The following is a 15634-nucleotide window of genomic DNA, read 5'->3' on the forward strand; positions in this document are numbered from 1 at the left end:
AATCACCCTAAGATGAACGATACTCGTACCTCATGCCTCGTATAGGCAGTGCCTCACGTTGCAATATCTTTTGACAATAAAAAAGCCCCGATACAGCAGCAGTAACCATACCTGTCTGCCATATAGAGAGCCTATCCTTAGATCATTGTGTTCATGCCCTGCATCCGGCGCGTAGCCTTATCACTGCTCCCGGTACAGCGGAAGCCTCATCCCCGTCACAGCAAGCGTAACCTTCTCCGGCAGAATATAATCCTTGTCCAGATTGATGTCATGCGACATATGTGTGTAGACTGCACGGCGCGGCAGGACCGTCTCCAGCAGATCAGCGGCTTCGGTCATATCATACACAGAACGGGTGGACAATTCAGCTGCCTCGTAATAAAAGCTGGTTCCCAGCACCAGCAGGTCAACTCCATGCATATGCCTGGTTTCCTCCGTGGTCAGAGAGATCGAGTCCGGGCAATACACCCAGGCATAGTCCTCCTTCTCCAGCCTGTAGGCATAGGAGTAACCATTCTTGCCATGGTTCACCCGCCATGTGCTAATCTGCCAGCCATCCAGCGTAATGCCGTCATCACAAGGGATCATGTCGATATGCCCGCTGAGCCACGGGTATTGCCGCTGGATGACGGGAATGACCTCCGCCGGAGCGTACAGTTCTCCTCGGAAGCCCATCCAGCGGCAGCTGTCCGCCCATTCCGGCAGCCCGCCGATATGATCGAAATGCGCATGTGTCACGAGCAGACGCTTCATGGTGCGGTGCCCCTGCAGCTCCATCTGTCTCCGCCAGTCCGGTCCGCAGTCAATCGCCAGAAAGCCGCTGCCGTTATCTATAAGCACAGAAGAACGCAGGCGGTTATTGCGCCCGGTGGTTCTTGCTTCCGTACAGGTCTCACAATCACAGTAGACCCGGGGTACACCCATGGCATCCCCTGTTCCGAGGAACACTAATGTATCCATATGCCTGCCCACCTCATCGTCTTTTTTCTCGAATATCCGTCAGTTCATTATAGAACAGGAGCCGGTCCTTTGCACCCCGGCCCGTAAGACAGTAAAGAGCTGTCCTTCAGCCTGACCCGGCCGGAGAACAGCTCTCTTCCTCATACGTACCTCACACCCAGAACCTGCCCTTAACCGCCTAGATCCCGGCCAGCACCTGATACCATATGCCCCGCTTGGAGTATAACGTGGTACGGACTTCCTCCCAGCCGCCAAGATAGCTGATATCGAACAGCCCGGCAGGAACCGGATACTGGCTCTCATGCTCGGCATAGACCTGCTGGTTCACGGGACGGAAGCCGAATTTGGCGAATATCTCCTGCGCCTGTGGCGTAGTCAGATAATCGACCAGCGCATCTGCGGCCGCACGGGTACCATGCTTATCCGCGTATTTATCCACCACGGCTGAAGGGTTCTCGATCAGCATCGTATTCTGCGGAATGATCACCTCATACTTCACTCCCTCGGCAATCCGCGCCAGCAGCTCATTCTCATAAGTGACGATCACATCGCCCACTCCATACTCGAAGGCAGCCATCGAGGCCCGCCCGCTTTTATCCAGCGATTCGACATTCCTGTGTATGCTCTCCAGGAAAGCCTTGGCAACCGTAGGGTCCTTCGTCCCCTCCTGCTGCTCAGAACGCTTCAGGCCGGCCCCGTAGATCGCGTTGATGTCCCACTGGGCACCGCCGGAGGTTTTCGGATTAGGGTAGAGCACCTTCACCCCCGGCTTCGCCAGATCGGCAAAATCATGAATCCCCTTCGGATTGCCCACCCGCGTTCCCAGGGCCACAACCGACCGCGTCACCATACCCGCCTCACCGCCGCGCTGCTTCCAGTCCTTCTCCACAAGGCCCGCCTTGACCAGCTTCCCGACATCGCCTTCCATGGCAAGCAGCGTGACATCCGCCTCGAAGCCGCCGGCAATCGCCCGCGCCTGGGTTCCGGAAGCCTCATAGGACTGCTGGAATACGATAGTTTGACCGGTATCCGCCTTCCACTTCTCCGCGAACCTGGGGAGAATCTCGCCCATGGCATCCTTCACCACGCTGTAGGCACCCACCACAAGCGTTAGATCTCCCTGCGGCGGCGCACCTGCCTCTCCTGCAGCCTGCTGCTCATTCCCGCAGCCGGCAGCGGTCAGGGTGAACACCGCCAGCATTAAGACCGTCAGCCATCCGTGCAGTGGTCTGCTCCTTCTGATAAGCCTCATACCGGCGACACATCCCACATCATTTATTTTTTAGATAAATACAGGCATCGGATCTTTCTTAAGGCCATTCTCCTGAATCCAGCTCCGCTCCTCATTGAACAGGTAAGCGCGGTGTACCAGCACGGATATCTCTTGGCCCGGAGTCAGCGTTTCTTTCTCCAGAGAGCGGTAGGTGACCAGCTTATGTCCCTTTACCTCAACCTCCACGAGCCATTCACTTCCGCGAAAATGCAGATGCTTGACCGTACCCTGCTCCGTGGCCGAAGCCATTTTGAATTCATGCAGATGGCCTACCTCAATGTACTCGGGACGGATCAACGCCTTGGTAGGCTTACCGCCGCCTGCGCCCTCGAAGCCCTTCAGCTCGGAAGCACTGCCGATCAGCGTGGATTCCCCGATGAACGTCGCTACGAACGGTGTCTTCGGCTCTTTATAGATATCCCAAGGCGTACCCTTCTGCTCCAGCCGCCCCTGGTTAATGATCATAATCTCATCCGCTACTTCAATAGCCTCATCCTGGTCATGGGTGACGAAGATCGAGGTGATGCCGACACGTTCGATCAGCTCCCGCAGCCAGGAACGCAGCTCCTGACGGATCTTCGCATCAATCGCGGCGAACGGCTCATCCAGCAGCAGCAGCTGCGGCTCAGGGGCCAACGCCCGGGCAAAAGCCACCCGCTGACGCTGCCCCCCGGACAGCTGATGCGGATACCGGTTCTCGAAGCCCTTCAGACCGGTAAGCTCCACCAGCTCGGTGACACGGTCACGGATTACAGACTTACTAGCTTTCTTGACCTTCAGTCCGAAGGCGATATTCTCGAACACCGTCATATGCTTGAACAGCGCATAATTCTGGAAGACAAAGCCGATCTCGCGCTCCTGCGGCGGAAGTTGATTCACCGCCCGGCCGTGGAAAATAATCTCGCCGCTGTCCGGCGTCTCAAGGCCCGCCAGCATCCGCAGGATCGAGGTTTTGCCGCCGCCGCTTGGGCCGAGCAGCCCGATCAGATGGCCTTTGGTAATGCCGAAATGGACATCCTTCACCGCATGAAAATCGCCAAAATGCTTATCGAGTCCCCGGACCTCTACATGCATAATTAGTGCCCTCCCTTTCTTCTCTTGCTCCATTCCATAAGCAGCAGCAGTCCTGCGGAGAATGCGGCCAGCACCAGCGCTATCCCGCCCGCAGCCGTAACATTGAAATTCTCGACATCCTGATAGACCAGTGTGGTAGCCGTCTGGGTCCGGTTCATAATATTGCCGGAGACGACGAGCACTGCACCGAACTCACCCAGCGAGCGGGCCACCGTCAGAATCACTCCATAGATGACAGCCCAGCGTATAGAAGGCCAGGTCACCTTCCAGAAGGTCGTCCAGCCATATGCGCCAAGTGTGGACGCGGCTTCTTCCTGCTGGGACCCGATCTCTTGCAGTACCGGCATCACCTCACGCACCATTAGCGGGAACGTCACGAACAGCGTAGCAATCACCATTCCCGGAAAAGCATACACAATCTTCACTCCGATTTGCTCAAACAACGCACCCAGCGCACTATCCGGCCCGAGCAGCAGAACGATCATCAGCCCGCCGATAACCGGCGATACCGCATAAGGCAGATCCACAATGCTGTTCAGCAGGCTTTTGAGACGACGGCCCAGCCAGTTCGCCCGTACCAGATACAGGGCCGTCATAATACCAAACAGCGTATTCAGCAGCGTCACAACCACCACAACGTATCCGGTCATCAGGAGCGCATGAAGCGCCTCCGGCCGGGTCAGGGCGTCCCAGAAGCCGCTCCAGCCTTCGCTGAAGGCCCCCATTGTCATCCTGCCAAGCGGAGCTGCGATCAGAATGAAGAACACGAGATAGGTCAGTCCAATCCACAATCTTCTCATGATCTTCTCCCCCGCATCTGCATGAGGCTGATCAGCCAGAGAATCAGGAAGGATAAGGTCAACAGAATGATCGACACCGCAGCGGCCCCCGCCGGATTATCACTTTCGACCTCTCCGAAAATAAACACGGAAGACACCAGCGTGCGCCCCGGAATATTGCCTGCCACGAGGACAACCGCACCGAATTCAGCGAGCGCCCGCGAGAAGGCCAGCATCCCGCCGCCGATCATGCCAGGCGCCATAGACGGCAAGATCACCTGAAAGAAGACCCGGCTCGGCTTCGCTCCCATCGTATAGGCTGCCTCTTCTTCCGAAGCGTCCAGCTCCTCCAGCAGCGGCTGCACCGCCCGGATGACGAAGGGGAACGTAACGAAGACCATGGCAATCACTATGGCCGGCTGGTGAAAAACAATCGTGAAGCCCAGTGATTCCGCAAGGCCTCCGATCAAGCTTCCCGGACCCAACAGTAGCAGAATCATCAGTCCGCCAACCGCAGTTGGCAGGGCAAACGGGAGATCGACAAGGCTGTTCAGCAGCGCTCTGCCCCGGAACTTATAACGGATAAGGACCCAGGCGATCATCGTACCCAGCAGCACATTCGTAAGAGCCGCAATGACCGCCAGCTTGAGTGTTAACAGGACCGACTTCCAGGCAATCGGATCGCTCACACTTTCAGTGAAGCTTCCGAGCCCGGATGAGAATGAATTGTAATAGACCCCAAGGATCGGCAGCACAATCAGAATGACAAAATACAGTACAACCGTTGATCTAAATCCCCAGGTCCAGCCCTTGTGCCTGATCAGCGAATTCAATGGTCAACCTCCCACCTCCGGATAACCGGTCGGTATACTCGACTTTAAGGTTTGATTATTCCTATTAATATACTTGGTTTAAAGTTATTCCTACTTTACCAAATACCGCTTGCTGCCGTCAATTACTTTGTTAGTTTTTGGGTAAAAGTATAAGTAGCACTCGTTATATCCAAATCAGAGAGGGGCTGTTCATGATGCTGCATACTATGGAGATCACCACCAGCAAACGGGATGAAATGCGGGATATTACCCGCGAGGTTCAGGCTTATGTGAAGAATAGCGGAGTTCTTAACGGACTGCTGATTGTCTATTGCCCGCACACCACCGCAGGGATTGCGATTAACGAGAACGCCGATCCTGATGTGAAGCGTGATGTGTTGATGCGTCTGGATGAGGTCTATCCCTGGGAGCATCCCAAATACCGCCATGCCGAGGGCAATACAGCTTCCCACTTGAAATCCATTACGGCCGGTCCTTCGCAGACCCTAATTATTCATGAAGGGGCTGTGCTCTTGGGCCGTTGGCAGGGCATCTATTTTTGCGAGTTCGATGGTCCAAGGCAACGCCAGTGCCACCTCAAAATTATGGAAGGCTAGCACTGCCTGCCCTTGTAGAAGAGCAGCTACGCATGAACCGCGAAGCTGCTCTCTATACAATTTATAGTTCCTGTAACACTTTCACCATGCAAAGTTATACCAATGCAACGCTCTAAAGTACGAGCCGTTAAAAAAAACAGCTTTTTATAAACTGCGGCTTAATACCTTAACATGTGTCAGGGCAGCTTGCTTCACATCTTCGAACAACACTTTATCCTGGATATAATATGAAATAAATCCGTGAGCAGACAGGAATAAGGTCAGCGGAACTTTCTGCCAGTCCTCTGTTACATATCCCTCTTCCTTCATATGACGGCGGACAATGCTCGCAAACAACTCGAAACATCGACCCTGTTCTGCCCGGCAATAAGCCAGCAGCTCTTCGTCGCGGATCATAAACATGATCTCATACTGATACGGATGGTCCAGCCCGAACCGGATGAACTCCATAATCAGCTGCTCCACCCGGGTCATTCCCTCTTCAGGCGGAGTGGTCATAGCTTGATTCAGCAGCGAAGCCACATGATTGAAATCCTCAACGACAATGGCGTAGAAGAGTTCGGCTTTCTCTTTGAAATGGTAATACAGGGAGCCGTGGCTGTAACCCAGGTGCTGACCAATGCTGCGCATCGAAATGGCACGGTACCCTTTGGTGATGAAAAGATGCCTCGCCGCCTCCAGAATTCTTTCTCTCGACAACTCCTGTTCCACTGCTCTTCTTGCCATAATCTATTCCCCTTCGCTGTAGTAAAGCCGCCGCCCTTCCGTAACCAGGGATTGCCCCTCCGTAAGATCGGTTATCCATGCGATAAATGCGTCACCTTCATTATTGCGCGGAAGACACAGCAGTGTAACTTTATCCGTAAACAAAGTCTCTCCGGTCTGGATATTCCGGCCCCGCAGTGCATTCTCCACCTTGCCCAGCCAAGTGTACTCGATTTCCACGAATACCTCCCGCCTTAGCACACGTGTGATGACCTCTCCGGCCGTAAGCGCCAGTACAGCGCCATCGGTATAGGCCCGGATCAGCCCGCCTGCACCCAGCATGATGCCTCCGAAATAACGGGTAACAACAATAGCGACATTCTTCACCTGTTGGCTGCGGATTACTTCCAAAATCGGTTTCCCGGCCGTTCCACTCGGTTCCCCGTCATCCGACTGTCTCTGGATCTCATCCCTCTCTCCGATCATATAAGCAGAGCAGTTATGCGTTGCATGCCAGTGCTGCTTCTTGATCGAATCGATAAATTGCACAGCTTCTTCCTCGTTCTCCACCGGCATGATATGCCCGATGAAGCGTGATTTACGGATTACGACCTCCCGCGAGCCGGGGGTACGTACCGTCCGGTATTGTTCCAGCATTGTTGTCCATTCCTTACTCTACATGTGATGATTTGATATATATTAGGAGCAGCCCTGGTAGTGGTTACCTATGGACTGCTCCCTGATGACTTATCTTACTATGAATGATCTGCGGTTAGAGTGGGACTATTCGGTAAGTCTGGCTTCCAGCTCTGCTTTTTCCTTCTCGTAGCCTGGTTTGCCCAGTAGTGCGAACATGTTCTTCTTGTAGGCTTCAACACCCGGCTGGTCGAACGGATTCACACCCAGCAGGTATCCGCTGATCCCGCAGGCCTTCTCGAAGAAGTACACCAGATAGCCAAAAGTATAAGGAGTCTGGTCAGGGATGGTAACGATCAGGTTCGGCACTTGGCCATCTGTGTGCGCCAGCATGGTTCCTTGGAAAGCCTTCTTGTTCACGAAATCCATCGTCTTGCCTGTCAGGAAGTTCAGTCCGTCCAGATCATCAGGATCAGATTCGATGGATACATGGTGCTGTACCTGCTCTACCTGAATAACCGTTTCAAAGATATTGCGGTTACCCTCCTGAATGAACTGGCCCATGGAGTGCAGATCAGTCGAGAAGTCAACAGAGGAAGGGTAGATTCCCTTGTAATCCTTGCCTTCGCTTTCGCCGTACAGCTGCTTCCACCATTCAGAGACAAAGTGCAGGGACGGCTCGTAGTTCACGAGGATTTCAGTCGTCTTGCCTTTGCGGTAGAGCGCGTTACGTACTGCAGCATATTGATAGCTCTGGTTCGTAGCCACATCGGGGTTGTTGAACTCATCGGCTGCGGCTGCGGCCCCCTGCATCATTTCTTCAATGTTAATTCCCGCTACGGCGATAGGCAGAAGGCCTACCGGTGTCAGGACGGAATAACGTCCGCCTACATCATCAGGGATAATGAACGACTCATAGCCTTCTTCGTTAGCCAGCTTCTTGAGTGCGCCCTTCTCCTTGTCTGTTGTTGCGTAGATCCGTTTGCGGGCTTCTTCCTTGCCGTATTTCTTCTCCAATGCTGCGCGGAAGATACGGAAGGCAATAGCAGGCTCGGTAGTTGTACCGGATTTGGAGATTACGTTCACGGAGAAGTCTTTGCCTTCTACCAGGTCAAGCAGATGCGTGATGTAGGTAGAGCTGATGTTGTTTCCGGCAAAATATACTTCCGGAGTCTTGCGCTTGTCCTTGGACAGGTTATTGTAGAAAGAATGTGACAGCGCCTCAATAGCTGCGCGTGCCCCCAGGTAAGATCCGCCGATACCAATAACGATCAGCACTTCGGAGTCGCTCTGGATTTTCTTGGCGGCCTGCTGAATACGGGCGAATTCTTCCTTGTCATACGCTGTAGGGAGATCAATCCAGCCCAGGTAGTCGGAGCCGGCTCCGCTCTTGTTATGCAGTTGTTCGTGGGCCAGCTTCACCGGAGCGGCGAAGTAGTCGATCTCGGTCTGGCTGAAGAAGGAAAGGGCTTTGGTGTAATCAAAATTAATCTTCTTGGACATCGGTAATGGTAGCCTCCTGTTTATCTCTTTAGATTTGAATCCGTGTGTTGCAACATTATAATCTAGAATACTTTAATTTGCCTTGACTGGCAAGGTCTTAAGGCATACCCCCCGGCTTTGGAGCCCTGTTTATGAAAATTGTTGAAAGCGGTTACTAAGCAGACAAGGATACCTGTTCTGTGGAACATGCCTCAACCTTCTGATAGAATGAAGGACAAACTTAGTTTCTATAATATGATCTCAGGAGAGCAAAGGTGGAAATGATATGAAGCACATCGGCTTTATCGGACTCGGAACAATGGGAGCACCTATGGCGTCGAACCTGCTGCGAAGCGGCTTTGAGGTTACGGTGTACAACCGTACAGCAGAGAAATGCAAACCTCTGGAACAGGAAGGCGCGAAAACAGCCGCCACACCACAGGCAGCAGCGGAAGGCAAGGATGTTATTATCACCATGATCAGCAACGATGATTCGATTCGTGATGTCTTCTACAGTGACGATGGTATTCTCGCTACCCTTCAGCCGGGAACAACTGTGATTGATTCCAGTACCATCTCCCCCGGCCTTGCAAAGGAGATCGCCGCTGAAGTTGAAGCACGGGGCGGCAGCTTCCTTGATGCCCCTGTAACCGGCAGCAAGCCGGCAGCTATCGACGGCACACTGGTCTTCATGGTCGGCGGACATGCCGAAGTGATTGAGAAGCACCGGGATCTCTTCGACTCCATGGGCCGCCTGCTGCTGCATATGGGCGCTAACGGCAGCGGCGCTGTAGCCAAGCTGGCTCACAATGCCATGGTCGGCATTCACAATGTCGCGCTTGCCGAGGGCTTCTCGATTGCTGTGAAATCCGGCGTTCCCGCAGACAAGTTCCTGGAACTGGTGAAGAACGGATCGGCAGGCAGCAAGCAGGCTGAGCTAAAGGGCCAGAAGATCATCGAGGGCGACTTCAGCAACCAGTTCTCCCTTGCCCTGATGCTCAAGGATCTCAAGCTGGCGTCCTCGCTCAGTGATTCCACCGGCGTCCCTTCCCCTATGCTCGGCGTAGCCAAGAGCATGTTCCAGGCAGGCTTCAACCACGGCTACGGCGATGAGGATCTGTCCGCTGTGGTCAAATCCTACGAAGACTGGATCGGCCGTAAGATCGGCGGCACAGGGGATACGGAATAGCAGGCTATACTAGATTGCGTGATTACCCAGGCACAGCCGGATTTATCGGCTGTGCCTGGGTGTGTAACCATTCTAACAGCAGCATTCTTAGCATTTGCTTATCATCTAGTTAAGTCTTCACACTAGTATAATTCTCAGGGAGGGACATGAAATGGTATCCTTTGAGCTATCCCAACCGCAAGATGCAGCAGCCTTGGCAAACGTTCAAAAACGAACCTTCGATGATGATGCCCGGCGTTATCAAAATAAAGATGAGGACGGGCCTCCCGGTTACGATTCTGTGCCCTGGCAGGCGGAACAGATGCAGCAGGGCCATTATTACAAGCTTCTGAAAGACGATGGAATTGTTGGCGGGATGATCATCTTCCCGTCGTCCACAGAAGAGGAATGTCATCTGGGCCGGATTTTTATCGATCCCTTATATCAGAATCAAGGGTTCGGGCATGAAGCTTTGCATTTCTTATTTGTACAGTATCCTGCGGCCAAGCGCTGGACGCTGGATACTCCCTCGTGGGCCGTCCGGAATCATCACTTCTATGAGAAGCACGGCTTCATCCGTATCGGAGAGATCTATGATGCGGAGAGCAGCCAGAGCATCTGGGAATATGAGCGGACAGGTCCGCTGGCAGAGGCAGGCCGCTAAGAGCAGAATCACTTTACCGAGCGAATCATGCTAATGGACCATGTGCCGACGCTCAGCCTATTGTGTTCGGTTTTTCGCCTACATTCTGCATATGTAACTCGTAATCAGGGCACAGCCAGGCAGTATCGGCTGCGCCCTTTTACTATACGAGCATGGCCTTCTTGTCAGGAGTGAGAACGCAAAAGTACCGGTGATTTCATCACCGGTACGAGAAGTTTATTTTACAGTACGTATACAAAAAAACATATGTTTTTCCTGCGTTAACTATAAAATTAATATAGCACAGAAATGTCAACATAACAAGCATTTTTATGGAAAACGAAGAAAATAGATGATTTTCCCCCTGCCAACCTGGCAGCAAGGATCAAGACGGCGCCCGACGCGGCTGTCCCCCTCTCCTCCCCTGATGATATGATCTTCTGCGCGAAGGAGGCGAATGATATGCAAATCAGACTGAGAGATATCCGCAAAAGCTTCAAGGTGTACAAACGCCCCGAAGGAAAATGGGGACTGCTGAGAGGAGCGTTTATGCGGAATGTTACCCAGGTGGACGCGCTCGGCGGCATCAGCTTTGATATTGAAGAGGGTGAACTGGTAGGTTACATTGGCCCGAACGGCGCCGGCAAATCCACCTCCGTCAAGGTAATGAGCGGTATCCTGACACCCGACAGCGGAGAATGCACCATCTTGGGCAAGATTCCATGGAAGCACCGCGTAGAGCATGTATCCCGGATCGGCGTCGTGTTTGGCCAGCGCTCACAGTTATGGTGGGATGTACCTGTGGCTGATTCCTTTGATGTGCTGAAGGATATTTATGCGATTCCCCCCGGAGACTACAGGCTGAGACTTTCGGAGTTAACAGCAACCCTTGGTGTGGAAGCACTATTAAGGACGCCGGTGAGACAACTATCGCTGGGACAGCGGATGCGTTGTGAGCTGGTGGCGGCGCTGCTGCACCGGCCGAAAATTCTGTTTCTGGATGAGCCAACCATCGGACTCGATGCGGTATCAAAGCTGGCACTGCGCAATTTTTTAAAGGCAGAGAACCGCCAGTACGGGGTTACGATGCTGCTGACCACGCACGACATGGATGATATTGAGGCCTTATGTGAGCGGGTCATGGTGATCGGGCACGGCCAACTACTCTATGACGGGCAACTCTCAGGTCTGCAGCAGAAATATGCGCCGGAGGTCGTCATGAAAGTGAACACGGATGCGATGATTGCTGCTATGTACAATGACTTAGCTTTGGGTTAAGCCTATCAGGAGGTGCACAATGAATTTTAGAAATACATGGCGGGCCTGCAGCTCCCTCTTCCGAATCCGCATGGCAGAAGGGCTCCAGTACCGGGTGTCCGCCATATCTGGCACGATGGTCGGTGTGTTTTGGGCGCTTATAGAATGTGTGCTGTTCACCGTGTTCTATACATACAGCGAGAATAGCTCCTGGAATAATAACAGACTCAGCCTCTCTCAGGCCATATCCTATGTCTGGCTGGCTCAGGGGCTGTTTGTACTCCAGAGTATGAACATCGACAGCGAAATTATGGGCAAAATCAACAACGGTGACGTCGGTATCGAGCTGTGCCGGCCCATGAACCTGTACACCCACTGGTTTGTCAAAAGCTCGGCCGGCAAGCTCGGCACCAGTTGGATCAGGGGGCTGGCCACCGTACTCGCAGGGCTCCTGATGCCTGCCGGATATGCCCTAGGGGGCCCCGCCTCATTGCCTGCACTATTCTATTTCCTTTTGTCGGCGGTTATGGCGTTTGTGCTGTGCTCGGCCTTCGCTATGCTTGTGACTGCGATCCGGCTGAATATCACTTGGGGGGACGGACCGACCTATATGCTTCTACTGCTAAGCGGCATATTGTCCGGCACCTACCTCCCCCTGCGGCTCTGGCCTGATTTCATGCAGACCTTCCTGTACCTGCAGCCGTTTGGAGGGTTCGCAGATATCCCTCTGCAGCTATATATAGGTAGCGTGGCTCCTGCCGCCGCATTGCCCGGCATCGGCTTACAGCTCCTCTGGAGCCTTATCTTTATCTCGGCGGGCCGGATGATCATGAAACGCAGATTGCACAGCATTATCGTCCAGGGAGGGTGAGAGTAACGTATGCTTGCTGAAGGTAAAATTTATTGCAAATACTTGCGGATGCATCTGCTGTCCGGCATGGAATATAAGGGCTGGTGGCTGATGCTGATTCAGGTGCTTACTGTGGTGATCTCCGATCCCATAGCCACCGTCCTGCTGTTCTCCCGCTTTGGTAATATCGGCGAATGGACCGTCGCCCATATCATTCTGGTGTACTCGCTGGCGGTGGCTTCCTTCGGACTTGCCGAGAGCGTATGCCGCGGGTTTGATTATTTCCCGTGGCATCTGCTGCGCTCCGGCGATTTCGACCGGCTGCTGCTCCGCCCGCGGTCCCTGTTCGTGCAGGTCGCCGCTTCCAGATTCCATCTGCACCGGCTGGTACGGCCGTTTACAGGGATCTGTGCTGCGGGCTGGGCGCTGGGACAGCTCGACGTTCCCTTGACGCCCGGCAGACTCGGCATTCTGGCGATGGCGCTGGCCGGAGGCTGTCTGATGTACTGCGGAGTGTTCGTGCTAACCTCAGGTCTTGCTTTTTTCACTATCAAAGGGCTGGACTGGATCTTTCTGCTGACCAACGCCAGCTACCAGATTACCCGCTGCCCAGAGCCCTATTTGCCGCGAATGCTAAAATCCGTGTTCAGCTTTGTGCTCCCAATGCTGTTCATCAGCTTCTATCCGGCGGCCACCGTCTGCGGCTGGGATTATCCCCGCTGGCTGGGCTTCCTCTCGCTTCCCTCTGGAGCTGCCTTCCTCGGAGTGTCTCTGCTGGTATGGCGCATAGGCGTGAGGCATTACAAAAGCACGGGGAGCTGACAAAACAAGTGGAAACGAATGCCATCCTTTGAAAGGACGGCATTCGTTTCAGCGAGAAATAGAAGGATAAGTTATCGTGTGCAACATATAAATTCTTATATTTCAAAAAAAGGCACCCCAAGGTTATCCGAGGCCACTGAAAAACTAACCTTTCATAGACAAAGTAAAAAACGCATAAAAAAGACGACGCTATTCGGTTCCTCCGAATGGATGCCGTCTTTTTTACCTATTTCTTCAACTTTGGTTACTCCATGAGTTTCAATATTCATTACAGGCTGCGCCTTTTCGTTGCTGAATTACACATCGGAATACAGCATTAACACACTCCTCTACTCATAATTAACACAACCTTATGTTCCTATATATGGTAGAGAATATCATAATATATGGTAATTATTCACAAGAAAATTATCAGTAAATACGAAAAAGCCCCGCTAAATAGCGGAGCTCCCGTAGATTCAGCAATCTATTTTGACCTCAATTTACGGAGTAATTGCAGGCTCATTCTGTACTTCCACTGGTACCTCAACATCCTCTGCCGGCTCCTGGACGGTTTCCTCTTTAGGCCAGCTGAGCTCCACCTTCCGACCGTCAATCCACCAGTTTCCGCCCGGAGTCGAGGCCAGCAGCCAGGTACCCCATCTTCCAGATACCTGGACGGTCTGCGGATCGAGATAAGTCACTTTAGGGGCGTAAGCATCCGGATATTTATAAACAGGTGTACGTACGTTTAATACGGCATTTGCCGTGATCTCCTCGATGGCGGCCAGCTTTCCCGGTGATGGATGAATCCATCCCAGTCCCTCTGCGGCTTGAACCTGAACCCAATCCCCCTTCTCTGCGATAACCTGAAGTGTTTGCGGCTGCAGACTGATCCCACCGGCTGCAGCCCCCAGTTTAGGGTATAGCTCCGTTCCCGCCAGCAGCCTCATGGACTGCTGAAGATACTGAACCTTCTTTTTATTCAGCCATAAGGAATAGGTCTGCTTCGCAGAGTACAGCCCAACCTCCTTATTTTCAGACCAGATCGTACTGAATTGTCTTAAGGGTACACTGCTCTCCCCAGCATAATCTGCAATTTCAATCGTGAAGCCGGGACGGCCATACTCTTGAATGAACCAATCCTTATACCCGCCGCCAGAAGGGTTCTTCTCCGGAGCTACCAGAGAATAACCAGTAAGATTGCCAAGCGCCCGGGCCATCGTTTTGTCGCGGTTCAGATTGCTGCTGAGCGTCTTGAAGTTCCAGAATATGATTTCACCGGAGCTATGGTAGGAAATCGTAACTTCCGGATCAATCTGTTCTGTAAAATTCATCATCAGCTGCACTTCTGGAGCCTGCCCCGGCCTATTTCCCTTATAATTCTGATACGAAGGAAATGAAACCGCATCCCTAATCGTATTCCAGTTCGCCGGATACTGGCGGTTAAGGTCAATGCCCTGCATATTGGCTTTCCAGCGGGTAAAATTAGTGCTGTTCTTGTTATACTTACGCAGCATCTGGGCCAGATCAGCCGGTAAGCCTGCTGTACCTTGCTGAGACAAGGTAACTCCATCCGGATTCACCATCGGAACGACCCAAATGCTAACTTCATCCAGTAAGTCACGGACGTTATAGTTGCCTATTCTCACATTAGTATCATAAGCCTGGGCGTAAGTGTCGATCAATTTCATCAATAATGAGCTTGTCATCCATTCTCTGGCATGATGAGAGCCATTAAGAAACAGCACGGACTCTCCTCTCCCCAGCTTCACCGCCCACAGCTGCCGGCCATACGGACTCTTCCCCAGAGATTCCATAGATACCAGATCGGGGTACTCCGCCGCTAATCTTTCAATATCCCTCTGCATAATAGTGTAAGAATAGACCTGATTGGGGTTCACAATATTTGCCGCTGCATGTACCCGTCCTGCTGTTACGAATAACGATGCTAGCAACATGAAACTGAGCGAAAACCAAATAACCGTATGTATTTCCTTACGCAAGCCTGACCTTCTCACATCCCCAACTCCTATATCTATTTACTAGCATGGCTAGCTGAGAGAGTGAATCTCTCGAATAATGGAAGTATATGAGAATGTGCATATTTCGTCAATAATAGATAAGTTTTATTTATCTTTTGTCGAATTGTGGAAATTGCATTGCCGTCCTTTTAAGGTTAAAAAAAGATCCCGGCAACTAGAGCTGCCGGGATCTTTCTTCGTTACTATGCTTTGAATTACACAATCGGGTAAGAACAGCAATAATCAGTTAATGCGAATACTTCCAGGGCAAATTTGGAGTTGCCGGGAACATGGAAGGTCTCCGCTCCGTCAATGTCCTTCCACACCTCAGTGCCGGGAAGCAGCACCTTCAGATTGCCGGAGAGAATCTCCATCGTCTCGGGGCCATCTGTGCCGAATTCGTATACGCCAGGCAGCATGATGCCGAGTGTCACCTTAGTGCCGTCTTCCAGAGTAACTGTACGGCTGGTCACTTTTCCGTCGTAATAAATATTAGCTGCTTTTTGAATTGTCGCTCCCGTAAACTGACTCATCTGCTTATTCTCCCCTTTGT

General features: G+C 52.5%; 16 protein-coding genes. 6 read left to right on the top strand and 10 right to left on the bottom strand.

All coding sequences use genetic code 11. The features are described 5' to 3' along the window. Positions 1–180 precede the first annotated feature (180 nt). The 5 genes from ACFSX3_RS15880 to cysT all read right to left on the bottom strand — a co-directional run bounded on the left by ACFSX3_RS15880 (position 181) and on the right by cysT (position 4919). The gene (locus tag ACFSX3_RS15880) at positions 181–960 is read right to left on the bottom strand and encodes an MBL fold metallo-hydrolase (protein ID WP_209991623.1); all 780 of its coding nucleotides are present in this window, start codon (positions 958–960) and stop codon (positions 181–183) included. Between the two features lie 178 nt (positions 961–1138). Continuing rightward, positions 1139–2212 (bottom strand): sulfate ABC transporter substrate-binding protein, encoded by a 1074-nt coding sequence (locus ACFSX3_RS15885; RefSeq protein WP_209991624.1) that lies wholly within the window; start codon positions 2210–2212, stop codon positions 1139–1141. Positions 2213–2242: 30 nt separating this feature from the next. Then, positions 2243–3307: a sulfate/molybdate ABC transporter ATP-binding protein gene (locus ACFSX3_RS15890; protein ID WP_209991625.1), complete on the bottom strand. Its 1065-nt coding sequence runs from the start codon at positions 3305–3307 to the stop codon at positions 2243–2245. Between the two features lie 2 nt (positions 3308–3309). Continuing rightward, complete coding sequence (locus ACFSX3_RS15895; RefSeq protein WP_209991626.1) at positions 3310–4107, bottom strand: sulfate ABC transporter permease subunit; 798 nt, start codon at positions 4105–4107, stop codon at positions 3310–3312. Next, on the bottom strand, positions 4104–4919 hold the full coding sequence (gene cysT, locus ACFSX3_RS15900) for a sulfate ABC transporter permease subunit CysT (RefSeq protein ID WP_209991627.1): 816 nt from the start codon (positions 4917–4919) through the stop codon (positions 4104–4106). Before cysT ends, ACFSX3_RS15895 begins: the two co-directional genes overlap by 4 nt. 194 nt (positions 4920–5113) lie before the next feature. Between cysT and ACFSX3_RS15905 the strand changes: the two genes are divergently transcribed. Further along, entirely contained in the window at positions 5114–5515 is a 402-nt protein-coding gene (locus tag ACFSX3_RS15905) for a secondary thiamine-phosphate synthase enzyme YjbQ (RefSeq protein WP_036727896.1), read from the top strand. 144 nt (positions 5516–5659) lie between these two features. Here ACFSX3_RS15905 and ACFSX3_RS15910 read toward each other — a convergent pair whose 3' ends face one another. The 3 genes from ACFSX3_RS15910 to ACFSX3_RS15920 form a co-directional block, all read right to left on the bottom strand. After that, positions 5660–6241, bottom strand: coding sequence for a TetR/AcrR family transcriptional regulator (locus ACFSX3_RS15910; RefSeq protein WP_209991628.1), 582 nt, complete (start codon positions 6239–6241; stop codon positions 5660–5662). Positions 6242–6244: 3 nt separating this feature from the next. Further along, positions 6245–6877: a YigZ family protein gene (locus tag ACFSX3_RS15915; RefSeq protein ID WP_209991629.1), complete on the bottom strand. Its 633-nt coding sequence runs from the start codon at positions 6875–6877 to the stop codon at positions 6245–6247. Positions 6878–7003: 126 nt separating this feature from the next. Continuing rightward, positions 7004–8359, bottom strand: coding sequence for a glucose-6-phosphate isomerase (locus ACFSX3_RS15920; RefSeq protein WP_209991630.1), 1356 nt, complete (start codon positions 8357–8359; stop codon positions 7004–7006). Between the two features lie 265 nt (positions 8360–8624). Between ACFSX3_RS15920 and ACFSX3_RS15925 the strand changes: the two genes are divergently transcribed. From ACFSX3_RS15925 to ACFSX3_RS15945, 5 genes are all read left to right on the top strand, one after another. After that, complete coding sequence (locus ACFSX3_RS15925; RefSeq protein ID WP_209991631.1) at positions 8625–9527, top strand: NAD(P)-dependent oxidoreductase; 903 nt, start codon at positions 8625–8627, stop codon at positions 9525–9527. A gap of 151 nt (positions 9528–9678) precedes the next feature. Next, positions 9679–10170, top strand: a complete 492-nt coding sequence (locus ACFSX3_RS15930; RefSeq protein WP_209991632.1) for a GNAT family N-acetyltransferase — start codon at positions 9679–9681, stop codon at positions 10168–10170. Positions 10171–10611: 441 nt separating this feature from the next. After that, positions 10612–11427, top strand: coding sequence for an ABC transporter ATP-binding protein (locus ACFSX3_RS15935; RefSeq protein ID WP_339222843.1), 816 nt, complete (start codon positions 10612–10614; stop codon positions 11425–11427). Positions 11428–11446: 19 nt separating this feature from the next. Beyond that, positions 11447–12277: an ABC transporter permease gene (locus ACFSX3_RS15940; protein ID WP_209991634.1), complete on the top strand. Its 831-nt coding sequence runs from the start codon at positions 11447–11449 to the stop codon at positions 12275–12277. Positions 12278–12286: 9 nt separating this feature from the next. Next, the gene (locus tag ACFSX3_RS15945; protein ID WP_209991635.1) at positions 12287–13078 is read left to right on the top strand and encodes an ABC transporter permease; all 792 of its coding nucleotides are present in this window, start codon (positions 12287–12289) and stop codon (positions 13076–13078) included. 482 nt (positions 13079–13560) lie between these two features. Here the strand turns inward: ACFSX3_RS15945 and ACFSX3_RS15950 are convergent, their stop codons facing one another. Next, positions 13561–14961 (bottom strand): M14 family zinc carboxypeptidase, encoded by a 1401-nt coding sequence (locus tag ACFSX3_RS15950; RefSeq protein ID WP_379313026.1) that lies wholly within the window; start codon positions 14959–14961, stop codon positions 13561–13563. 335 nt (positions 14962–15296) lie between these two features. After that, complete coding sequence (gene ppnP, locus ACFSX3_RS15955; protein ID WP_209991637.1) at positions 15297–15614, bottom strand: pyrimidine/purine nucleoside phosphorylase; 318 nt, start codon at positions 15612–15614, stop codon at positions 15297–15299. Between the last annotated feature and the right edge of the window lie 20 nt (positions 15615–15634).

Source organism: Paenibacillus rhizoplanae, assembly GCF_042684125.1.
GTDB lineage: Bacteria > Bacillota > Bacilli > Paenibacillales > Paenibacillaceae > Paenibacillus_AQ > Paenibacillus_AQ rhizoplanae.

Bases quoted from the DNA above. Each gene is read 5' to 3' on its own strand.
- ACFSX3_RS15905 (WP_036727896.1), top strand. From the start codon at position 5,114: ATGCTGCATACTATGGAGATCACCACCAGCAAACGGGATGAAATGCGG.
- ACFSX3_RS15925 (WP_209991631.1), top strand. From the start codon at position 8,625: ATGAAGCACATCGGCTTTATCGGACTCGGAACAATGGGAGCACCTATG.
- ppnP (WP_209991637.1), bottom strand. From the start codon at position 15,614: ATGAGTCAGTTTACGGGAGCGACAATTCAAAAAGCAGCTAATATTTAT.
- ACFSX3_RS15890 (WP_209991625.1), bottom strand. From the start codon at position 3,307: ATGCATGTAGAGGTCCGGGGACTCGATAAGCATTTTGGCGATTTTCAT.
- ACFSX3_RS15940 (WP_209991634.1), top strand. From the start codon at position 11,447: ATGAATTTTAGAAATACATGGCGGGCCTGCAGCTCCCTCTTCCGAATC.
- ACFSX3_RS15945 (WP_209991635.1), top strand. From the start codon at position 12,287: ATGCTTGCTGAAGGTAAAATTTATTGCAAATACTTGCGGATGCATCTG.
- ACFSX3_RS15935 (WP_339222843.1), top strand. From the start codon at position 10,612: ATGCAAATCAGACTGAGAGATATCCGCAAAAGCTTCAAGGTGTACAAA.
- ACFSX3_RS15895 (WP_209991626.1), bottom strand. From the start codon at position 4,107: ATGAGAAGATTGTGGATTGGACTGACCTATCTCGTGTTCTTCATTCTG.
- ACFSX3_RS15910 (WP_209991628.1), bottom strand. From the start codon at position 6,241: ATGGCAAGAAGAGCAGTGGAACAGGAGTTGTCGAGAGAAAGAATTCTG.
- ACFSX3_RS15930 (WP_209991632.1), top strand. From the start codon at position 9,679: ATGGTATCCTTTGAGCTATCCCAACCGCAAGATGCAGCAGCCTTGGCA.
- ACFSX3_RS15920 (WP_209991630.1), bottom strand. From the start codon at position 8,359: ATGTCCAAGAAGATTAATTTTGATTACACCAAAGCCCTTTCCTTCTTC.
- ACFSX3_RS15915 (WP_209991629.1), bottom strand. From the start codon at position 6,877: ATGCTGGAACAATACCGGACGGTACGTACCCCCGGCTCGCGGGAGGTC.
- ACFSX3_RS15880 (WP_209991623.1), bottom strand. From the start codon at position 960: ATGGATACATTAGTGTTCCTCGGAACAGGGGATGCCATGGGTGTACCC.
- ACFSX3_RS15885 (WP_209991624.1), bottom strand. From the start codon at position 2,212: ATGAGGCTTATCAGAAGGAGCAGACCACTGCACGGATGGCTGACGGTC.